This is a genomic window from Paenibacillus sp. FSL R5-0928, assembly GCF_037970385.1.
GTDB lineage: Bacteria > Bacillota > Bacilli > Paenibacillales > Paenibacillaceae > Paenibacillus_AQ > Paenibacillus_AQ odorifer.
On the sequence record NZ_CP150225.1, the window covers coordinates 6517677 to 6534240 of the forward strand.

The 16564-nt window shown below is 46.2% G+C and carries 17 protein-coding genes; all 17 read right to left on the reverse strand.

All coding sequences use genetic code 11. The features are described from left to right. Nucleotides 1-7 precede the first annotated feature (7 nt). Entirely contained in the window at nt 8-541 is a 534-nt protein-coding gene (gene nusG, locus MKZ16_RS29710; protein WP_036680499.1) for a transcription termination/antitermination protein NusG, read from the reverse strand. A 21-nt stretch (nt 542-562) separates the two neighbouring features. Then, the gene (gene secE, locus MKZ16_RS29715; RefSeq protein WP_036680497.1) at nt 563-754 is read right to left on the reverse strand and encodes a preprotein translocase subunit SecE; all 192 of its coding nucleotides are present in this window, start codon (nt 752-754) and stop codon (nt 563-565) included. A gap of 20 nt (nt 755-774) precedes the next feature. Next, nucleotides 775-924 carry a 50S ribosomal protein L33 gene (gene rpmG, locus MKZ16_RS29720; protein ID WP_076099620.1) on the reverse strand — a complete coding sequence of 50 codons (150 nt, stop codon included), beginning with the start codon at nt 922-924 and terminating at the stop codon, nt 775-777. 391 nt (nt 925-1315) lie between these two features. After that, nucleotides 1316-1960, reverse strand: a complete 645-nt coding sequence (sigH, locus tag MKZ16_RS29725; RefSeq protein WP_036680496.1) for an RNA polymerase sporulation sigma factor SigH — start codon at nt 1958-1960, stop codon at nt 1316-1318. A 158-nt stretch (nt 1961-2118) separates the two neighbouring features. Further along, a complete protein-coding gene (locus MKZ16_RS29730; protein ID WP_036680494.1) occupies nt 2119-2640 on the reverse strand; it encodes an NYN domain-containing protein in 522 nt (173 codons plus the stop codon). A 2-nt stretch (nt 2641-2642) separates the two neighbouring features. Further along, nucleotides 2643-3407 (reverse strand): 23S rRNA (guanosine(2251)-2'-O)-methyltransferase RlmB, encoded by a 765-nt coding sequence (gene rlmB / locus MKZ16_RS29735; RefSeq protein WP_076105935.1) that lies wholly within the window; start codon nt 3405-3407, stop codon nt 2643-2645. A 36-nt stretch (nt 3408-3443) separates the two neighbouring features. Then, nucleotides 3444-3878: a Mini-ribonuclease 3 gene (locus MKZ16_RS29740; protein WP_038573467.1), complete on the reverse strand. Its 435-nt coding sequence runs from the start codon at nt 3876-3878 to the stop codon at nt 3444-3446. Next, nucleotides 3875-5281: a cysteine--tRNA ligase gene (gene cysS / locus MKZ16_RS29745; RefSeq protein ID WP_076105937.1), complete on the reverse strand. Its 1407-nt coding sequence runs from the start codon at nt 5279-5281 to the stop codon at nt 3875-3877. Before cysS ends, MKZ16_RS29740 begins: the two co-directional genes overlap by 4 nt. A gap of 49 nt (nt 5282-5330) precedes the next feature. Next, complete coding sequence (gene cysE, locus MKZ16_RS29750; RefSeq protein ID WP_036680489.1) at nt 5331-6023, reverse strand: serine O-acetyltransferase; 693 nt, start codon at nt 6021-6023, stop codon at nt 5331-5333. Nucleotides 6024-6576: 553 nt separating this feature from the next. Then, complete coding sequence (gene gltX / locus MKZ16_RS29755; RefSeq protein WP_076105939.1) at nt 6577-8040, reverse strand: glutamate--tRNA ligase; 1464 nt, start codon at nt 8038-8040, stop codon at nt 6577-6579. A 51-nt stretch (nt 8041-8091) separates the two neighbouring features. Continuing rightward, nucleotides 8092-8580, reverse strand: coding sequence for a 2-C-methyl-D-erythritol 2,4-cyclodiphosphate synthase (gene ispF / locus MKZ16_RS29760; protein WP_036680486.1), 489 nt, complete (start codon nt 8578-8580; stop codon nt 8092-8094). After that, nucleotides 8577-9275, reverse strand: a complete 699-nt coding sequence (gene ispD, locus MKZ16_RS29765) for a 2-C-methyl-D-erythritol 4-phosphate cytidylyltransferase (protein ID WP_036680484.1) — start codon at nt 9273-9275, stop codon at nt 8577-8579. The genes ispF and ispD overlap by 4 nt, the downstream gene beginning before the upstream one ends. 95 nt (nt 9276-9370) lie before the next feature. Continuing rightward, nucleotides 9371-10459, reverse strand: a complete 1089-nt coding sequence (locus MKZ16_RS29770; protein ID WP_036680481.1) for a PIN/TRAM domain-containing protein — start codon at nt 10457-10459, stop codon at nt 9371-9373. A 177-nt stretch (nt 10460-10636) separates the two neighbouring features. After that, nucleotides 10637-11374 carry a CDP-diacylglycerol--serine O-phosphatidyltransferase gene (gene pssA, locus MKZ16_RS29775; RefSeq protein WP_036680477.1) on the reverse strand — a complete coding sequence of 246 codons (738 nt, stop codon included), beginning with the start codon at nt 11372-11374 and terminating at the stop codon, nt 10637-10639. Nucleotides 11375-11438: 64 nt separating this feature from the next. After that, entirely contained in the window at nt 11439-12515 is a 1077-nt protein-coding gene (gene disA / locus MKZ16_RS29780) for a DNA integrity scanning diadenylate cyclase DisA (RefSeq protein WP_036680475.1), read from the reverse strand. 13 nt (nt 12516-12528) lie between these two features. Further along, nucleotides 12529-13896 carry a DNA repair protein RadA gene (gene radA, locus MKZ16_RS29785; RefSeq protein WP_036680472.1) on the reverse strand — a complete coding sequence of 456 codons (1368 nt, stop codon included), beginning with the start codon at nt 13894-13896 and terminating at the stop codon, nt 12529-12531. A 186-nt stretch (nt 13897-14082) separates the two neighbouring features. Then, nucleotides 14083-16551 (reverse strand): ATP-dependent protease ATP-binding subunit ClpC, encoded by a 2469-nt coding sequence (clpC, locus tag MKZ16_RS29790; RefSeq protein WP_036680471.1) that lies wholly within the window; start codon nt 16549-16551, stop codon nt 14083-14085. Nucleotides 16552-16564 lie beyond the last annotated feature (13 nt).

Here is a 16564-nt window from a genome sequence, read left to right on the forward strand (position 1 = left end):
GCTTATGTTATATTTTCTCCACTTGAGTGAAATCCAACTCTAGCGGGGTTTCCCGTCCAAACATGTTAACATGCACTTTGATCTTGCTCTTGTCAGCCAAAATTTCTTCCACGGAGCCCACAAAATTCGCAAACGGACCAACCATAATACGTACGGATTCCTTGATTTCGAAATCAATCTTCGCTTTAGGTTCAACCATGCCCATATGCTTCAGAATTTGTTCTACCTCTTCCGGAAGCAAAGCTGTTGGTTTAGACCCTGAGCCTGTCGAACCAACAAATCCAGTAACGCCCGGAGTATTGCGGACAACATACCAGGAATCATCAGTCTGAACCATTTCCACCAAAACATATCCGGGGTAAACTTTACGCATAACGGTTTTTTTCTTACCGTCTTTGTTTACGATTTCTTCTTCCATAGGAACAAGAACGCGGAATATTTTGTCTTCCATGCCCATGGACTCAACGCGCTTTTCCAAATTGGCTTTGACCTTATTCTCATACCCAGAATAGGTATGAACGACATACCATCTTTTTTCCATATCAAGCCACCTGGGACCTCTCTAAATAATCGCTTCAATCACAGCGGAAATACCGATGTCCAGAACCCAGAAGTAAATAGCGACAACTACAATCGTACCGAGAACGATCAATGTATAGTTGGTCAATTCTTTACGACTTGGCCAGCGAACCTTTTTGAGTTCACTCCAGCTCTCAGTGAAAAAGGAAAACATAGACTTGAAACTACGTTTCATGCCGACTACACCTCCACAGACTATCTGGTTTCGCGATGAGGAGTTTGCGAGTTACAATACTTGCAAAATTTCTTCATCTCCATGCGGTCGGGGTGATTTCGCTTGTTTTTGGTAGTCGCATAGTTTCTTTGTTTGCAACTTGTACAAGCCAAAGTGATAATTACCCGCATGATGTGCACCTCCCGAGACGTCCTTCCAATTCACATTAGAAGACGCAAATATTGATCCTAAAAAAAAGCCGCGAATTTAGGCCTACCTAAAACACTTTAGCATAATGTCAAGGTCTGTGTCAACGAAAGAATTCCGTTCTGCACTGGGTAATTCCGGGTTTAGTAGTCATATGGCCGTACCCTGTCTTTGGGTCTATCTCTTCCTCACACTTCGCTGTCTTCCTTACCATTATGGGGTATTCCGTCTGTGTATAAACCTACCTTCAACGGCAACGACTAAAATCGGCTCAAATAGTAATTTATGGTGCAAGCACCTAATTCTATCCGAGTGATTTCAAAAAGACTAAAAAAAAGAACTCGATGTCCGAGCCCTCTCTTGTTCATTATATCATCAATTGTCACGTACTTCTAGATATCTTTCTAATTTCCTTTTTACTCGTTGTAGAGCGTTATCAATAGACTTTACATGCCGCTTAAGATCTTCAGCAATCTCTTGATAGGATCTTCCGTCTAAATACAACATCAGAACCTTGCGCTCCAAGTCACTTAGAATCTCCGCCATCTTATCTTCAAGACCAATGAATTCTTCTTGATTAATAATTAGCTCTTCTGGATCTAGAACCTGTGTTCCACAAATGACATCCATAAGTGTTCTATCAGAATCTTCGTCATAAATGGGCTTGTCCAAGGAAACATAAGAGTTCAGCGGAATATGTTTCTGACGAGTGGCCGTCTTAATAGCCGTTATAATCTGTCGTGTAATGCAGAGCTCAGCAAAAGCCTTGAATGAAGAGAGCTTGTCACCTTTAAAGTCACGAATAGCCTTGTATAGACCAATCATTCCTTCTTGTACAATATCTTCACGGTCTGCCCCGATCAAGAAATAAGAGCGGGCTTTAGCACGTACAAAGTTACGGTATTTATTAATCAAGTGTTCTAATGCGCCACTGTCGCCACCACGGAAAGCCTCGACAATATCTTCATCACTTATGAAATCATACTCAGACAGCATTATTTCCTTGAGGTCGACACTCACCAAGAATCCCCCCGGCTGCAACGCAAGACACATCGTTACTTCGCGAAATATAGGATCAGTATATATTATGTTACCTTCCACCGTCAACCGGAGTTTGTCCAAAATCAATCTAGAATAGCATAAATTGGAATAAAATATTTCCTGATTCTTCCTCGATCTCACTGTCTGCGCCATTTTTCCAGCTTACTGCGCACATCGGGAGGCAGTTTGTCTTCCAAAGAATGACGAGTAGAACTGACACCGCCAGGTTCGATAGCTTTTTTTACTTGTTTTTGATTCTCTTCAATTTCCAGATGCAATTCCCTTGCCGAAATTCGCAATGCACCTTGTGCAAAAATAATATGCTGCTCTATAAAATCACTCGTAGCCACATAGATCTGCCGGCGCCGATTGCTATATTCCCCAACCAGTCGCTCAATGCATTCATCTGCGGTTTCTTTTTCCTTGGTGAAGTACACCTGGACCTTACCCTGGACAAAAGACCTTCCCAACCCCGGAACACGGTATGCATCAAAAACAGCAATAACTCTTCGTCCAGAGAAAGCCTGGTAATCTGCCAGCAAATCCATCAAGCGGTCGCGTGCTTCCTGCATACCAATCTGGGACAGTGCCACAAGTTCCGGCCAGCCACCGATCATGTTATATCCATCCACAAGCAGCACATCGCGCCAGTCGGCCATAGCTATCCCTGCTGTTGCCGGCGGCGTATCACTTCATACATAATGACTCCTGCGGCGACAGAGGCATTTAATGAATTGATCTTTCCGGCCATCGGCAGCTTAAGAAGCACATCACATTTTTCACGAATCAGGCGTCCCATTCCTTTATTCTCATTGCCGATTACAACAGCTACCGGACCCGTGAAAATATCGGATTGGTATAGATTCTGATCGGTATCCACGTCTGTTCCTACTACCCAGACTCCCTGCTCTTTTAGACGGTCAATGGTCTGACCCAGGTTTGTAACCCGGGCAACCGGAACATACTCCACAGCACCCGCGGATGTTTTGGACACGGTCGCAGTTATCTGAGCCGAACGGCGTTTAGGTACGATTACCCCATGTACTCCAGTACAATCCGCCGTCCGCAGAATCGAACCCAGGTTATGAGGATCTTCAATTTCATCAAGCAAAATAAGGAATGCCGGTTCTCCTTTGGCTTCTGCTATAGCTAACAAATCATCCACTTCAACATAGGCAAATGGTGCTGCTTGTGCAACCACCCCTTGATGCTGCACACCTGGTGCCAGTTGATCCAGCTTACGCTTGTCCACATGCTGAATGACAATTCCCGCTTTCCGGGCTTCGGCAACGATGGGTGCTGTCAGATGCTTCTGGGCTGTCTCTGCGATCCATATTTTATTTAATGTACGACCAGCACGAAGCGCTTCAAGCACAGAATGCTTCCCTGCCAATATTTCCTCTTCAGTCTTCAATTCTTCTTCCATGTTCACTTCTCCTATTTTCTATTTCGCCAAAGCCTATCACGGCTGTTTCAACATAAACTGTATACCCTTGTGCACAATTTCTTCTATTCTCTCCTGTTGTCCTGTGTAGTACAAGTAACCAATCAAGCACTCAAAAGCTGTAGCATGACGGTATTCAAGCACATCCGCATTCTTAGGAACACTTCCCGATTTCGCATTTCTCCCCTGACGGGCGACATCCTTCTCCTCTTCCGTGAGACTAGGCTCCAAAAAGTTCAGAATTGCACACTGTGCTTTAGCGGATACCAGCCCTGTAGCAGAACGATGCAAATGGTTCGGACGCAAATTCGGAAGAGATACTAAATACTGGCGAACAGCCACCTCATAGATAGCATCTCCTACATAAGCTAGAACAATAGGCGAAAGTAGTCGCGCAGGTTTGGAAGGCTCATAAGGAAACCATCCGTTATCAAACTTGCGTTCCTCACTCATTTACGACGCCACCGCATTCCTTGTGGAGTATCCTCAAGCAATATGCCCAAGCGGCCTAATTCATCACGGATCTCGTCAGACCGGCTCCAATTCTTATTCTTACGAGCTTCAACCCGCTCGGCGATCAACCGTTCAACTTCTTCACTTGCAATTTCCTCTTCCAGTTCAGGCGTCAAACGCAGCACAGCATTCATTTCGCCAAAAGCTTGCAGTAATGCAGCAAAATCAGCAGGAGCAGCCTCGTTATTCGCAAGCGTATGGTTTGCCAGGCTCACCCAATCGAACATAGCCGTGATCGCATCAGGCGTATTAAAGTCATCCTGCATTCTAGCATGGAAATTGGCCACTATAGCCGACAGCTTATCATTAATCTCTGAGTTGACCTCACCTTGAGCACCATCAGCAGCGAGTTCAAGCCGATGTTTAACGTTACTCTCTGCAAGCGTGATCCGTTCAACGCTCTTTTCGGCGGAAGTCATAGATTCCTCTGAGAAATTCAACGGGTTGCGGTAATGGGTCGATAGCATAAAATAGCGGATAGCTCCTGCTTTAAAACGCTCACGGATGTCTTTTACAAGCCAGCCATTACCGAGCGATTTCGACATTTTCTCATCACCAATGTTGATAAATCCATTATGCATCCAGTAATTAGAGAGTGGTTTACCAGTCAGAGCTTCAGTCTGAGCGCATTCGCATTCATGATGCGGGAACTGCAAATCTTGTCCACCACCATGGATATCGATCGTATCCCCCAAGAACTCCCGCGCCATAGCCGAGCATTCAATATGCCAGCCGGGACGTCCGTCTCCCCAAGGGCTACTCCAGTGCACTTCACCAGGTTTGGCTGCTTTCCAAAGCACAAAATCCTCCGGTTTTTCCTTACGTGAGTCCACCTCAACACGGATACCAAACTGCAGCTCATCCAGATTCTGACGAGATAATTTACCGTAGTCTTCAAATTTTGAAGTGCGGTAATATACATCGCCGCCGCTTTCGTATGCGTATCCTTTTTCCTCAAGCTCTTTAATAAATCCAATGATCAGCTCCATGCTTTCCGTTACACGGGGATTCAAGGTTGCCGGTTTAACACCAAGCCCTTCCAGATCCTCACGGTAAGCAGCAATAAAAGTTTCCGCTACCTCTGCTACAGTAGTGTTCATTTCTTCGGCTTTGCGAATCAGTTTATCATCAACATCCGTGAAATTCGTAACATAACGCACCTCATTACCTAACTGCTCCAAGTAATTCCGGACCATATCAAAAACAATTATAGGTCTAGCATTTCCGATATGCATATATCCATAAACGGTTGGACCACACACATACATCTTAACTTTGCCCGGTCTCTGGGGCACAAACTGCTCCTTGCTGCGTGTCATTGTGTTATATATTTGTAAAGCCATCCTTATTCCAGCCCTTTCTGTTCATCCGGATTCCTTAATACCGGGATGCTTAAATTTCATAGTCACCAATATACTGCTGAGCTTCTGCTATCCGCTGTGCGGTTTTTTGTTTATCTTCTGCGCCAAGCTTTTCCCTAATTTCTTCGATTTCTTTCTGCAAAAACCGCAGTGAATCGACAAGCGGGTCAGGCATCTTCGTATGATCGAGCCGATCGGATACCCGTTCTCCATTACGTTTTACCACACGACCTGGATTCCCTACTACTGTACTGTTGTTAGGCACTTCACGCAACACAACAGCATTCGAACCTATATTTGAATTGTCACCAATACGAAAAGATCCTAAAACCTTCGCACCGGAACCAATAACTACATTGTTGCCAACCGTGGGATGTCGCTTACCTTTTTCTTTTCCGGTTCCTCCAAGCGTAACCCCTTGATAGATTATAACATCATCACCGATTTCGCAGGTTTCTCCGATAACTATCCCCATACCATGGTCAATAAACAGCCTATTTCCGATGACAGCTCCGGGATGGATCTCAACACCAGTCATAAATCTGCTAAACTGCGAAACCATACGAGCCATTGTATACCAGCGGCGTTTGAAAAAAGAGTGGGCGATCCGGTGACCCCAAATGGCGTGCAAGCCGGCATATGTGAAGACAACCTCGAACCAGCTGCGGGCAGCAGGATCGTTGTCAAATACCGCCCGAATGTCCGACTTAATATGCTTAAACATCACGGTTCCTCTCTTCTTAACTTCCTTATCTCCTGTTTACAGGTACACAAGAAAGGTATTGTCTCCAGGCCCATCATCCTTATCATACATATGCTGTGAGTGTTCGCTTGGTTTGTTATCTCGTAAAAATATAAGACAAAGAGTATTGTATGAAAATTATTTTTGCTTATATTTAGACAAAAAACGCCCCTGCAGCATAATGCTGCAGAGACGTTTAACCGCGGTTCCACTCTGCTTGAACGAATCAAATGAGCCGCTATTGTAACAAACGGCAGAATTTCTTCATTCCACTTGGCATCATTAACGGCGACGTTCCCGGCGCGATCTAATGAGCCTTAAAAAGGTCATTCAACCGTGCAGCTCACAGGCGCATGTTCTGCCCCGGACAAATGAATAACTCCCAGCCCGAAAGGGTGTCCCTTTCTCGGTTATTCTCTCTGGCAATTGTCTTCAATGGACGTACTTCTCCTGATCACAGCTATTATCATATAATTCTATCTTAGCGCAAAAGACAAGATACTGACAAGGGGGTTTAGTCGTATGAAATACGACCTTAAGCGCCCTTAATTTGTGATTTCAAACGTTCGATAACGCGATTTTTGCCGAGCAAAGCAATGGTTATATTAAGATCACGTCCGTGCGTTTGTCCGGTCAGAGCCACACGAATTGGCATAAAGAGTGCTTTGCCCTTATGACCTGTTTCTTTCTGTACTTCCTTAATCAGAACAGCCATGTTGCTTGCACTGAAATCCTGACAGGCTTCAACTTTAGCCAGGAAAGCAGACAATACCTCAGGGACTTGGCTTTCAGCCAGAACCTGCGCTGCTTCCGTCTCTAACTCTAGGTGACTGCGGAAGAACAGTTCCGATAGCGCCACGATGTCAGAAGCTGCAGTCATCTGCTCTTGATACAACGCGACAAGGCTTTCCGCCCATGTTTGTTGCTCTTCGTTCAGCTCAGCAGGTATTTTACCCGCTTTTTGCAGATGTGGAATAGCTAGCGCAGAGATCCGTTTAGGATCAGCATGCTTAATATAATGATTATTCAGATGCGCCAGCTTGTTTTTATCAAATACAGCCGGGCTTTTGGACAAACGGTCCGCATCAAAAATAGAAATAAGTTCTTCTTTACTGAAGATCTCTTCTTCTCCCTCTGGAGACCAGCCAAGCAGAGAAATGAAGTTAACCAGAGCCTCAGGCAAGTAACCCAATTCATCATATTGCTCGATAAACTGAATAACGGATTCATCCCGTTTGCTGAGCTTCTTGTGGTTGTCGCCAACAATAAGCGTCATGTGACCAAATAAAGGTGGCTCCCAGCCAAGCGCTTCATAGATCATAAGCTGGCGGGGTGTGTTGGAAATATGGTCTTCTCCACGCAATACGTGGGTAATAGCCATCAGATGATCGTCAACAGCTACCGCGAAGTTATAGGTCGGAATTCCGTCCTTCTTCACAATAACAAAGTCACCCATTTCTTTTGTGTCAAAAGAAATACTGCCTTTTACGAGATCATCAAACGCATACGTACGATCTTCTGGCACACGGAAGCGAATGCTGGCAACTCGTCCCTCAGCTTCAAAAGCTAGACGTTGCTCTTCAGTCAGATCACGATGTTTGCCAGAATAACGAGGCGTTTCTCCGCGAGCAGTCTGTTCTTCACGTTCCGCTTCCAGCTCTTCCTCTGTGCAATAGCAGCGGTAAGCCAGACCTCTGTCCAGCAAATCCTGCCAATGTACACGATATAAGTCAAGACGTTCTGTCTGACGATAAGGTCCGTACTCTCCGCCCACATCAACGCTCTCATCCCAATCCATACCCAGCCATTTCAAATACTTAAGCTGGCTCTCTTCACCACCAGCGACATTGCGCTTTACGTCTGTATCTTCAATTCTGATAATGAATTTACCGCCTTTATTACGGGCGAACAGATAGTTAAACAGCGCCGTTCTGGCGTTACCTATATGTAAATGTCCCGTAGGGCTCGGTGCGTAACGCACCCGGACTTCATCCGTCATTGTATTCCCTCCGCTTCATATGGTTGAACTTAATTTACTACTTAGACCATCTCAAGATGATATCACATCTTGGAGTAGACAGACAATAGATTGTGCGGCAATTCCTTCGCCGCGTCCGGCAAAACCAAGCTGCTCAGTTGTAGTAGCTTTAACATTCACCTTGGACGGGTCGGCATTAAGCGCACGTGCGATAATCTCGGTCATTTGTGGAATGTATGGAGCCATCTTAGGCTTTTGGGCGATAATTGTTGAATCGATATTTCCCAGCTTATATCCTCGCTCACGAGCAAGTGCCCATACCTCTTCTAATAACTTCAAGCTATCTGCGTCCTTAAAGGCTGGATCTGTATCCGGAAAATGTCTGCCGATATCACCAAGTCCAAGTGCGCCTAGAATCGCGTCACTAACTGCATGCAGCAGTACATCTGCATCGGAATGCCCAAGCAATCCTTTTTCGTAAGGAATCGTAACTCCCCCAATAATACAAGGCCTGCCCTCTACCAGCTGATGCACATCAAATCCTTGTCCTACAGCGATCATGATTGTCCCTCTCCCCTGTTTCTTTCTGTGAATTCTGCATAATCCAAATCATCAGGTGTCGTAATCTTAATATTTCTGTAGCTTCCCTCTACCACAGAAACCGGAATCCCCGCACGCTCCGCCAAGCTGGAGTCATCGGTGCCCAGAAAGCCATCCCGTTCCGCCGCTGCATAAGCCTCCAGCAAATCAGAAAGACGAAAAGTCTGCGGGGTTTGAATCGCCCACAGACTTCGCCGATCCGGCGTAGACAGTACTTGTCCTTCATTATCCACCTGTTTGATCGTATCCTTGACGGGTACAGCAAGAACCGAAGCACCCATCTGCTTCGCTCGTTCGTAGCAAGCCTCAATTTCATTCGGCTGTACAAACGGACGAACACCATCATGTACCATTACCCACTGTGTCGTAAGTTTCAACAACCCTTTATGTACGGAATGCTGACGCTCAGATCCACCAGTTACTATAGCCTTAACCTTGTCCAGCTTATAGAGCTGTATCCATTCCCGGCAGCGTTCAACATCCTCTTCACCGGTTACGAGCACGATTTCAGAGATCAATTCGTGCTGCTGGAATACCTCCAGCGTATGAACGATAATCGGCTTCCCCTGCAGTAACAAATATTGCTTGCTCTCCGCAGTTCCCATTCGCGTTCCTCTGCCTGCCGCCACAATGACGACGCCCACACTGTTTGACATTAATCTGGCTCCTGTCTTTCACGTATAATCCCATCATAACGTGTTTGGCGGGCATTTCCAACCCATAGGACAGTCCCCATACACTTTATCTTCACTTATTGCGCTTTTTCCAAAAGTTTTGGCTTAGCAAATATCATTCGTCCGGCCGAAGTTTGCAGCACGCTAGTGACCAGAACCTCCATCGTAGTCCCGATATATTCCCGTCCGCCCTCTACAACAATCATCGTTCCATCGTCTAAGTAGGCTACACCTTGCCCATGCTCTTTGCCATCCTTAATGACCTGAACTACGATTTCCTCACCAGGCAGCACTACTGGCTTCACAGCATTCGCCAGATCGTTAATATTCAGTACGGAAACGCCCTGCAATTCGCAAACCTTATTTAAGTTGAAATCATTAGTGACTACTTTACCTTGCAGTACCTTCGCCAACTTCACTAACTTACTGTCAACCTCAGAGATTTCTTCAAAATCTCCCTCATAGATCAATACCTTCACATCAAGCTCTTTTTGAATTTTGTTTAGAATATCAAGCCCACGCCGTCCCCGGTTCCGCTTCAACAAATCCGAAGAATCAGCAATATGCTGGAGCTCTTCTAGTACGAATTCAGGTATGACAATGGTTCCCTCAATAAATCCCGTCTTACAAATGTCAGCGATTCTTCCATCGATAATAACACTTGTGTCGAGGATTTTATGTTCCTCAAGCCCGCGGCCTTCCGGCTCAGCCGCTTGACCCCAGCGTCCAGATGTCCACAGTGCAGCTAGCTCCTCTTTTTTCTCCAAACCGATCCGCAGCCCCAGATATCCAAAAGCTAACGTAGCTGGCACTTGCAGCAGCTGCCCAGCTTTCCCAAGCCAGATCATTGCAGGGTATAACAGAAGAGATAACAGAAGCCCCCCTGTAAGCCCAGCTGCACTTGCAGCTAATTCATTCATTGGAATACGCGAACAGTAGTGAACCGCCTCCCGAAGTTTTGAACCTCCCCATTCCGCGCATAAAGACCCCGCAAACAAAAAAATAATGGCACCCAGCACCGTAAATAAAATGCTTCCTTCTACAGGTAAGCTTTCACCCAGCTTTTCCATCCCCTTGGGGAATCCTCTTTCGAGCGCATGGTATAGCGAAAAACCTGACCAAGCACCACATATTAAGGCAAAAGACAAAATCACTTTTTTCCACATAACCTAACGCACCTCCTTTTTATTCATCCTAAATGGATCTATTCCTCACCAGTATGTTCCAATTTTCAAGACGATAAACTTGGGGTAGCGCTGGAAATGCAAAAAGGCTTTGCCATCCCTTAGGGAAGACAAAACCTTTGGTCATAATTTATTCAGTTACCTTACCTTATGGACCGATTAACCGTTCTTGGAGTGATACACTTTATCCTCTGAACGGCTACGACGACGATGACGGCGTCTGGCAGTCAACCGATCAATATTTTGCTTAAAGCCGTATAGTGCGTAAATTCCAAGTAAGACAAAGATCAGCTTAGCGATTTGCTCTGGGAACACTACAGCTACAGCCACTGCAACAACAATAACCACTGGCGCTCCAACCACCGCTTTTTTCGGCAATCCAATCTTTTTGAAATTAGGATATTTAACAGTGCTGACCATCAAATAAGATAAGAGCAGTGTAGCAACGATCATAAACGGAGCCGAAACATCTTTATTAAAAAGAGCTAATGTGGCCAGTACACCACCTGCAGCAGGAATTGGCAAACCGATAAAATAACCCGGAACCCCCGGACGAACATTAAAACGGGCTAAGCGCAAAGCACCAAACACCGGAAAAATCGCAGTTACTGTCCAGCCTAATGCAGAGTTCAAATCCTGCAGGCTTGAGACGTACAAAATAACGGCCGGTGCGACTCCGAAAGAAACGACATCAGATAAGGAGTCCAGCTCCTTGCCAAATTCGCTTTCGCATTTTAGAGCGCGAGCTACTCGACCATCTAAGCCGTCTAACAGCATAGCAATAATAACCATGATAGCGGCCATGCTAATCTTACCGTCAAACGCCATCATGATACCAAACATTCCGAGCATCAAATTACCTATCGTAAAAAGACTCGGAATTGATTTTTGTATCATTTCTTCACCTCAATTTTCTAACTTTGGCCTTTAACGTCCCCAATATTACGTGATTGTATGTTATTTACATTTGCCTGTCAATAAGAACTTGCTTCTGTAAACGTTTGAGCCCATCCTGAATATTACGGGCCCGCACCTCCCCAATTCCGTCCACTTCATCCAATTCAGCTATGCTTGCGGACATCAAATTAGGCAGCATTTCAAACCGCTCCACCAGATTGTGAATGATCACATTCGGAAGCCGCGGAATTTTGTTAAGCAGGCGATAACCACGTGGAGTCACCACTTCTTCAGAGGTAATTGCCGTAGAAGAATAACCCAGTATACGGGCAATATGGTTGTCATCCATCAAATCATCATCGCTTATCCGTTTGAGACCGGCGATAATTTCACGGATTTTATCCTCCTGCTCTTCCTTAGCATAGTCTCTGTATAGAAGCCATGCTTCTTCCTCTGTATTTCCAACCAGTTCTTCCATCTGCATGCTGATCAGGCGTCCTTCGTTGCCCAATTCGTTGATATAACGTTTGATCTCCATTTTTATGCGCAGAACCATCTCTACACGCTGGATAACACCCACTACTTCAGCAACGGTAACAATGCCCTCATATTCTGAAGCTGACAAATTCGTCAGTCCTTGCGTGAGCACTGCTTTATACTTCTCGAGTGTCTGAATCGCTTGGTTAGCCTTTGCCAAAATTGCGCCGATCTCTTTGAGTGCATAACGTATCGAGCCTTGATAAAGCGTGATGATATTGCGGCGTTGTGAAATGGAAACCACCAGCTTACCCGTTTGCTTGGCTACCCGCTCCGCGGTCCGGTGACGGATCCCCGTCTCGATGGATGAGATAGAGGAATCCGGTATAAGTTGTGTATTAGCATACAATATACGCTTTAAATCCTCACTTAGAATAATAGCTCCGTCCATTTTAGCTAGCTCATATAAATAATTGGGCGAAAAATCGCAGTTAATGGAGAATCCGCCATCCACTACGTCCATCACCTCAGGACTGTACCCTACGACAATAAGTGCCCCTGTCTTAGCGCGCAGCACATTCTCCAAACCTTCCCGAAAAGGTGTACCCGGTGCCGCCAGTCTGAGCAGATCATTCATATTCTCTAATTGGTTATATTCTTTCATATCCCTGTGCCCCCTAATCTAACGCGACCGATAGTGCATCTGCTACGGTACTGACGCCAATAATCTGGATATCTTGCGGGTGCTTCCATCCCTTCATGCTCTTCTCAGGCATAATCACCCGCCGGAAGCCAAGCTTTGCGGCCTCCTTAACGCGCATTTCCGCGCGCGAAACGCCTCTTACCTCACCGGTAAGTCCTACTTCTCCGAAGAAAACGTCGTAAGGTTTTGTTGAAATATCACGAAAACTGGAGGCGATACTAATAGCTACAGCTAGATCAATCGCCGGTTCATCCAGCTTTACTCCCCCGGCAACATTAAGGTATGCATCCTGATTCTGCAGGAACATGCCCATCCGTTTCTCGAGTACAGCGATAATAAGTGCCATCCGCTGGTGATCCATGCCTGTGCACATTCGCCGTGGGGAAGGGAAGTGGGTGGCAGCAACAAGTGCCTGAAGTTCTACAAGCACAGGTCTAGTTCCCTCCATACTAGCCACCACAGTAGAACCAGCCACGCCAAGCGGACGTTCCGATAAAAAGAGCTCCGATGGATTCTCTACTTCGGTAAGCCCCGCTTCACCCATTTCGAAAATGCCGATTTCATTCGTAGAGCCAAAGCGGTTTTTTACAGCCCGCAAAAGTCTATACGTATGATGCCGCTCACCCTCAAAATACAGCACGCAGTCCACCATATGTTCAAGCATCCGTGGTCCAGCAATAGCCCCTTCCTTGGTAACATGACCAACGAGAACTGTTGCAATTCCACGAATCTTAGCGATACGCATAAATCTTGTCGTACACTCCCGAACCTGGGTCACGCTGCCTGGCGCACTCGTTACTTCTGGCATAAATACGGTCTGAATAGAATCGATGACAAGAAATTGTGGCTGGATTTGTTCGATCGCTTCTTCTATGCTTTCCATATTTGTCTCACATAGTACATAAAGCTCCGTTGACAACGCATCGAGGCGATCCGCGCGCAGCTTAGTTTGCCTTACCGATTCTTCGCCCGAGATATACAGTACTCGCAATCCCTGTGTTGTAAGGGCGTGCGAGGTCTGTAATAAGAGCGTAGATTTACCGATTCCTGGGTCTCCCCCTACTAGTACCAGCGATCCTGGTACGATCCCCCCACCGAGAACACGGTTAAGCTCACCTATACCTGTCAGTATGCGCGGTTCCTTGTCACTTTCTATACTTATGATCGACTGTGCCTTTTCTTTACTATGAAAAATAGGGGCATTCATTCCCTGTGTTTTGACTACGCTTTCCGTTTCCTCCACCATGGAGTTCCAAGCCTGGCACCCTGGGCATTTCCCGAACCATTTTGGCGATTCGTATCCACAGTCGGTGCAAAAAAATTTTGTTTTTGCTTTAGCCATTTGTTCTCCTTACGGTCCGAACTGTTTACAATTCGGATCATTTTCTTCTAATGAAAGTTTACCATTTCTACCCCTTTAACGAAAGGTCATTCGGTATTTGCATTAAATGTATATTTAAAATTGATCTATTTCCAATAAAAAAAGCTTCCGCTCCTCTATAAATAAGGAGCGAAAGCCTTGTTTATTTTATTCGGATTCTACTTCTTTTTCAAGCGCTGGCGCTACTGGAGCGTCCACTTTAGTCACCACAAGTTCTCCGCCGACCTCATCAATATTGAGGGAATCACCCTTTTGGATATTTCCTCTCAACAATTCCTCAGAAAGACGGTCCTCAATATGCTTCTGAATTGCCCGGCGCAATGGACGTGCACCAAAGGCTGGGTCATAACCTTCTTTAGCCAAGAAGGCCTTCGCTGCATCCGTGAGTACGAAATCAACATCATATTCACGCAGGCGCTTGCGGAGCTCATCAGACATCAACGTAACGATCTCAGCGATATGTTTCTCATCGAGTGAGTGGAAGACGATGATTTCGTCGATCCGGTTCAAGAACTCTGGACGGAAGCTCTTCTTGAGCTCTTCCATAACCTTGCCCTTCATATTGCCGTATTCTGCTCCTGCATCTTGCACAGCCGTGAATCCAAGTGTCGAATTCTTCTTGATTGCCTGTGCGCCTACGTTAGAGGTCAGAATGATAAGTGTATTACGGAAGTCAACTACCCGGCCTTTAGAGTCGGTAAGGCGACCATCTTCAAGCACTTGCAGCAAAATGTTGAATACTTCCGGATGCGCTTTTTCAATTTCATCAAGCAGTACTACAGAGTATGGTTTACGACGTACCTTCTCTGTTAATTGGCCGCCTTCTTCATAGCCGACATATCCAGGAGGGGCACCAACTAAACGGGACGTGGAGTGCTTCTCCATGTATTCCGACATATCAATACGAATGACCGCATTTTCATCGCCGAACATAGCTTCAGCAAGCGCACGTGCCAACTCAGTTTTACCTACACCCGTAGGACCGAGGAAGATAAACGAGCCCATTGGACGTTTCGGATCTTTAAGACCCGCACGCGCCCGGCGCAATGCCCGGCTGACAGCCTTAACAGCTTCGTCCTGACCAATCACTCGTTCATGCAGCAGAGCCTCCATGTTAAGCAGACGGTCGGTCTCTTCTTCCTTCAGCTTGCTTACAGGGATCCCCGTCCAGCTTGCGACAACCTGTGCGATATCTTCAGGTGTAACTTCAGAGTCGGTGCGTCCTTGTTTTTCTTTCCACTGGTTCTTAGTCGTATCAAGCTCTTCACGGATTTTTTGCTCCGTATCACGCAGGGCAGCCGCTTTCTCAAACTCTTGGCTCTGAACAGCGGAATCCTTCTCCTTGCGGATATCATCCAAGCGCATTTCTAGTTCCTTCAGATTTGGCGGGATAGTGTAAGAGTGAAGCCTTACTTTAGACCCTGCTTCATCGATAAGGTCAATGGCTTTATCCGGCAGGAACCGATCCGGAATGTAACGATCAGACAGCTTTACAGCTTCCACGATAGCTTCATCCGTAATTTTCACACGGTGATGTGCTTCATAACGATCGCGAAGTCCAAATAGAATTTGTACCGCTTCTTCTGGAGATGGCTGATCCACCGTAATCGGTTGGAAACGGCGCTCCAAAGCTGCATCTTTTTCAATATATTTACGATATTCATCCAGCGTCGTCGCACCGATGCACTGAAGTTCTCCGCGGGCTAAAGCCGGCTTAAGAATGTTAGATGCATCAATAGCACCTTCTGCGCCACCAGCACCGATCAGCGTATGAAGCTCATCGATAAAGAGTACGATATTCCCCGCTTGGCGAATCTCATCCATGATTTTCTTGAGGCGGTCTTCAAACTCACCGCGATATTTAGTACCAGCCACTACAGAACCCATATCGAGCGTCATTACGCGTTTGTCGCGCAGTGTTTCTGGAATTTCATTATTAATGATCTTTTGGGCCAAGCCTTCAGCAATAGCTGTTTTACCAACCCCAGGTTCACCTATCAACACGGGGTTGTTCTTCGTCCGGCGGCTCAGTACCTGAATAACACGTTCAATTTCCTTGCTACGACCGATAACTGGATCCAGGTTGCCATCCTTCGCATAAGCCGTCAAATCGCGTGCTAGGCCGTCTAGAGTCGGTGTGCTGACATTAGCAGGTGTTCCGCTATGACTGGATGCAGCCTCGCTGCTTCCCAGAAGCTGAAGCACTTGCTGACGAGCTTTGTTCAAGCTGATGCCGAGGTTATTAAGCACACGAGCCGCGACACCTTCTCCTTCACGAATAAGTCCTAGCAGAATATGCTCAGTGCCGACATACGTATGTCCCAGCTTGCGGGCTTCGTCCATCGACAACTCGATTACTTTTTTGGCGCGAGGAGTATAAGCAATGTTCGTAGGTTGTTCTTGGCCTCTGCCAATCAGTGTCTCCACTTCATCCTGGATTTTCTCAAGACCCAGACCCAAAGCGATTAATGCTTTAGCAGCAATGCCGTCTCCTTCACGAATAAGTCCTAGCAAAATATGTTCTGTGCCAATATTGTTGTGTCCTAAACGAACAGCTTCTTCCTGCGCTAGCGCTAGCACTTTTTGTGCGCGTTCCGTAAATCTTCCAAACATCATATCTCCTGCACCT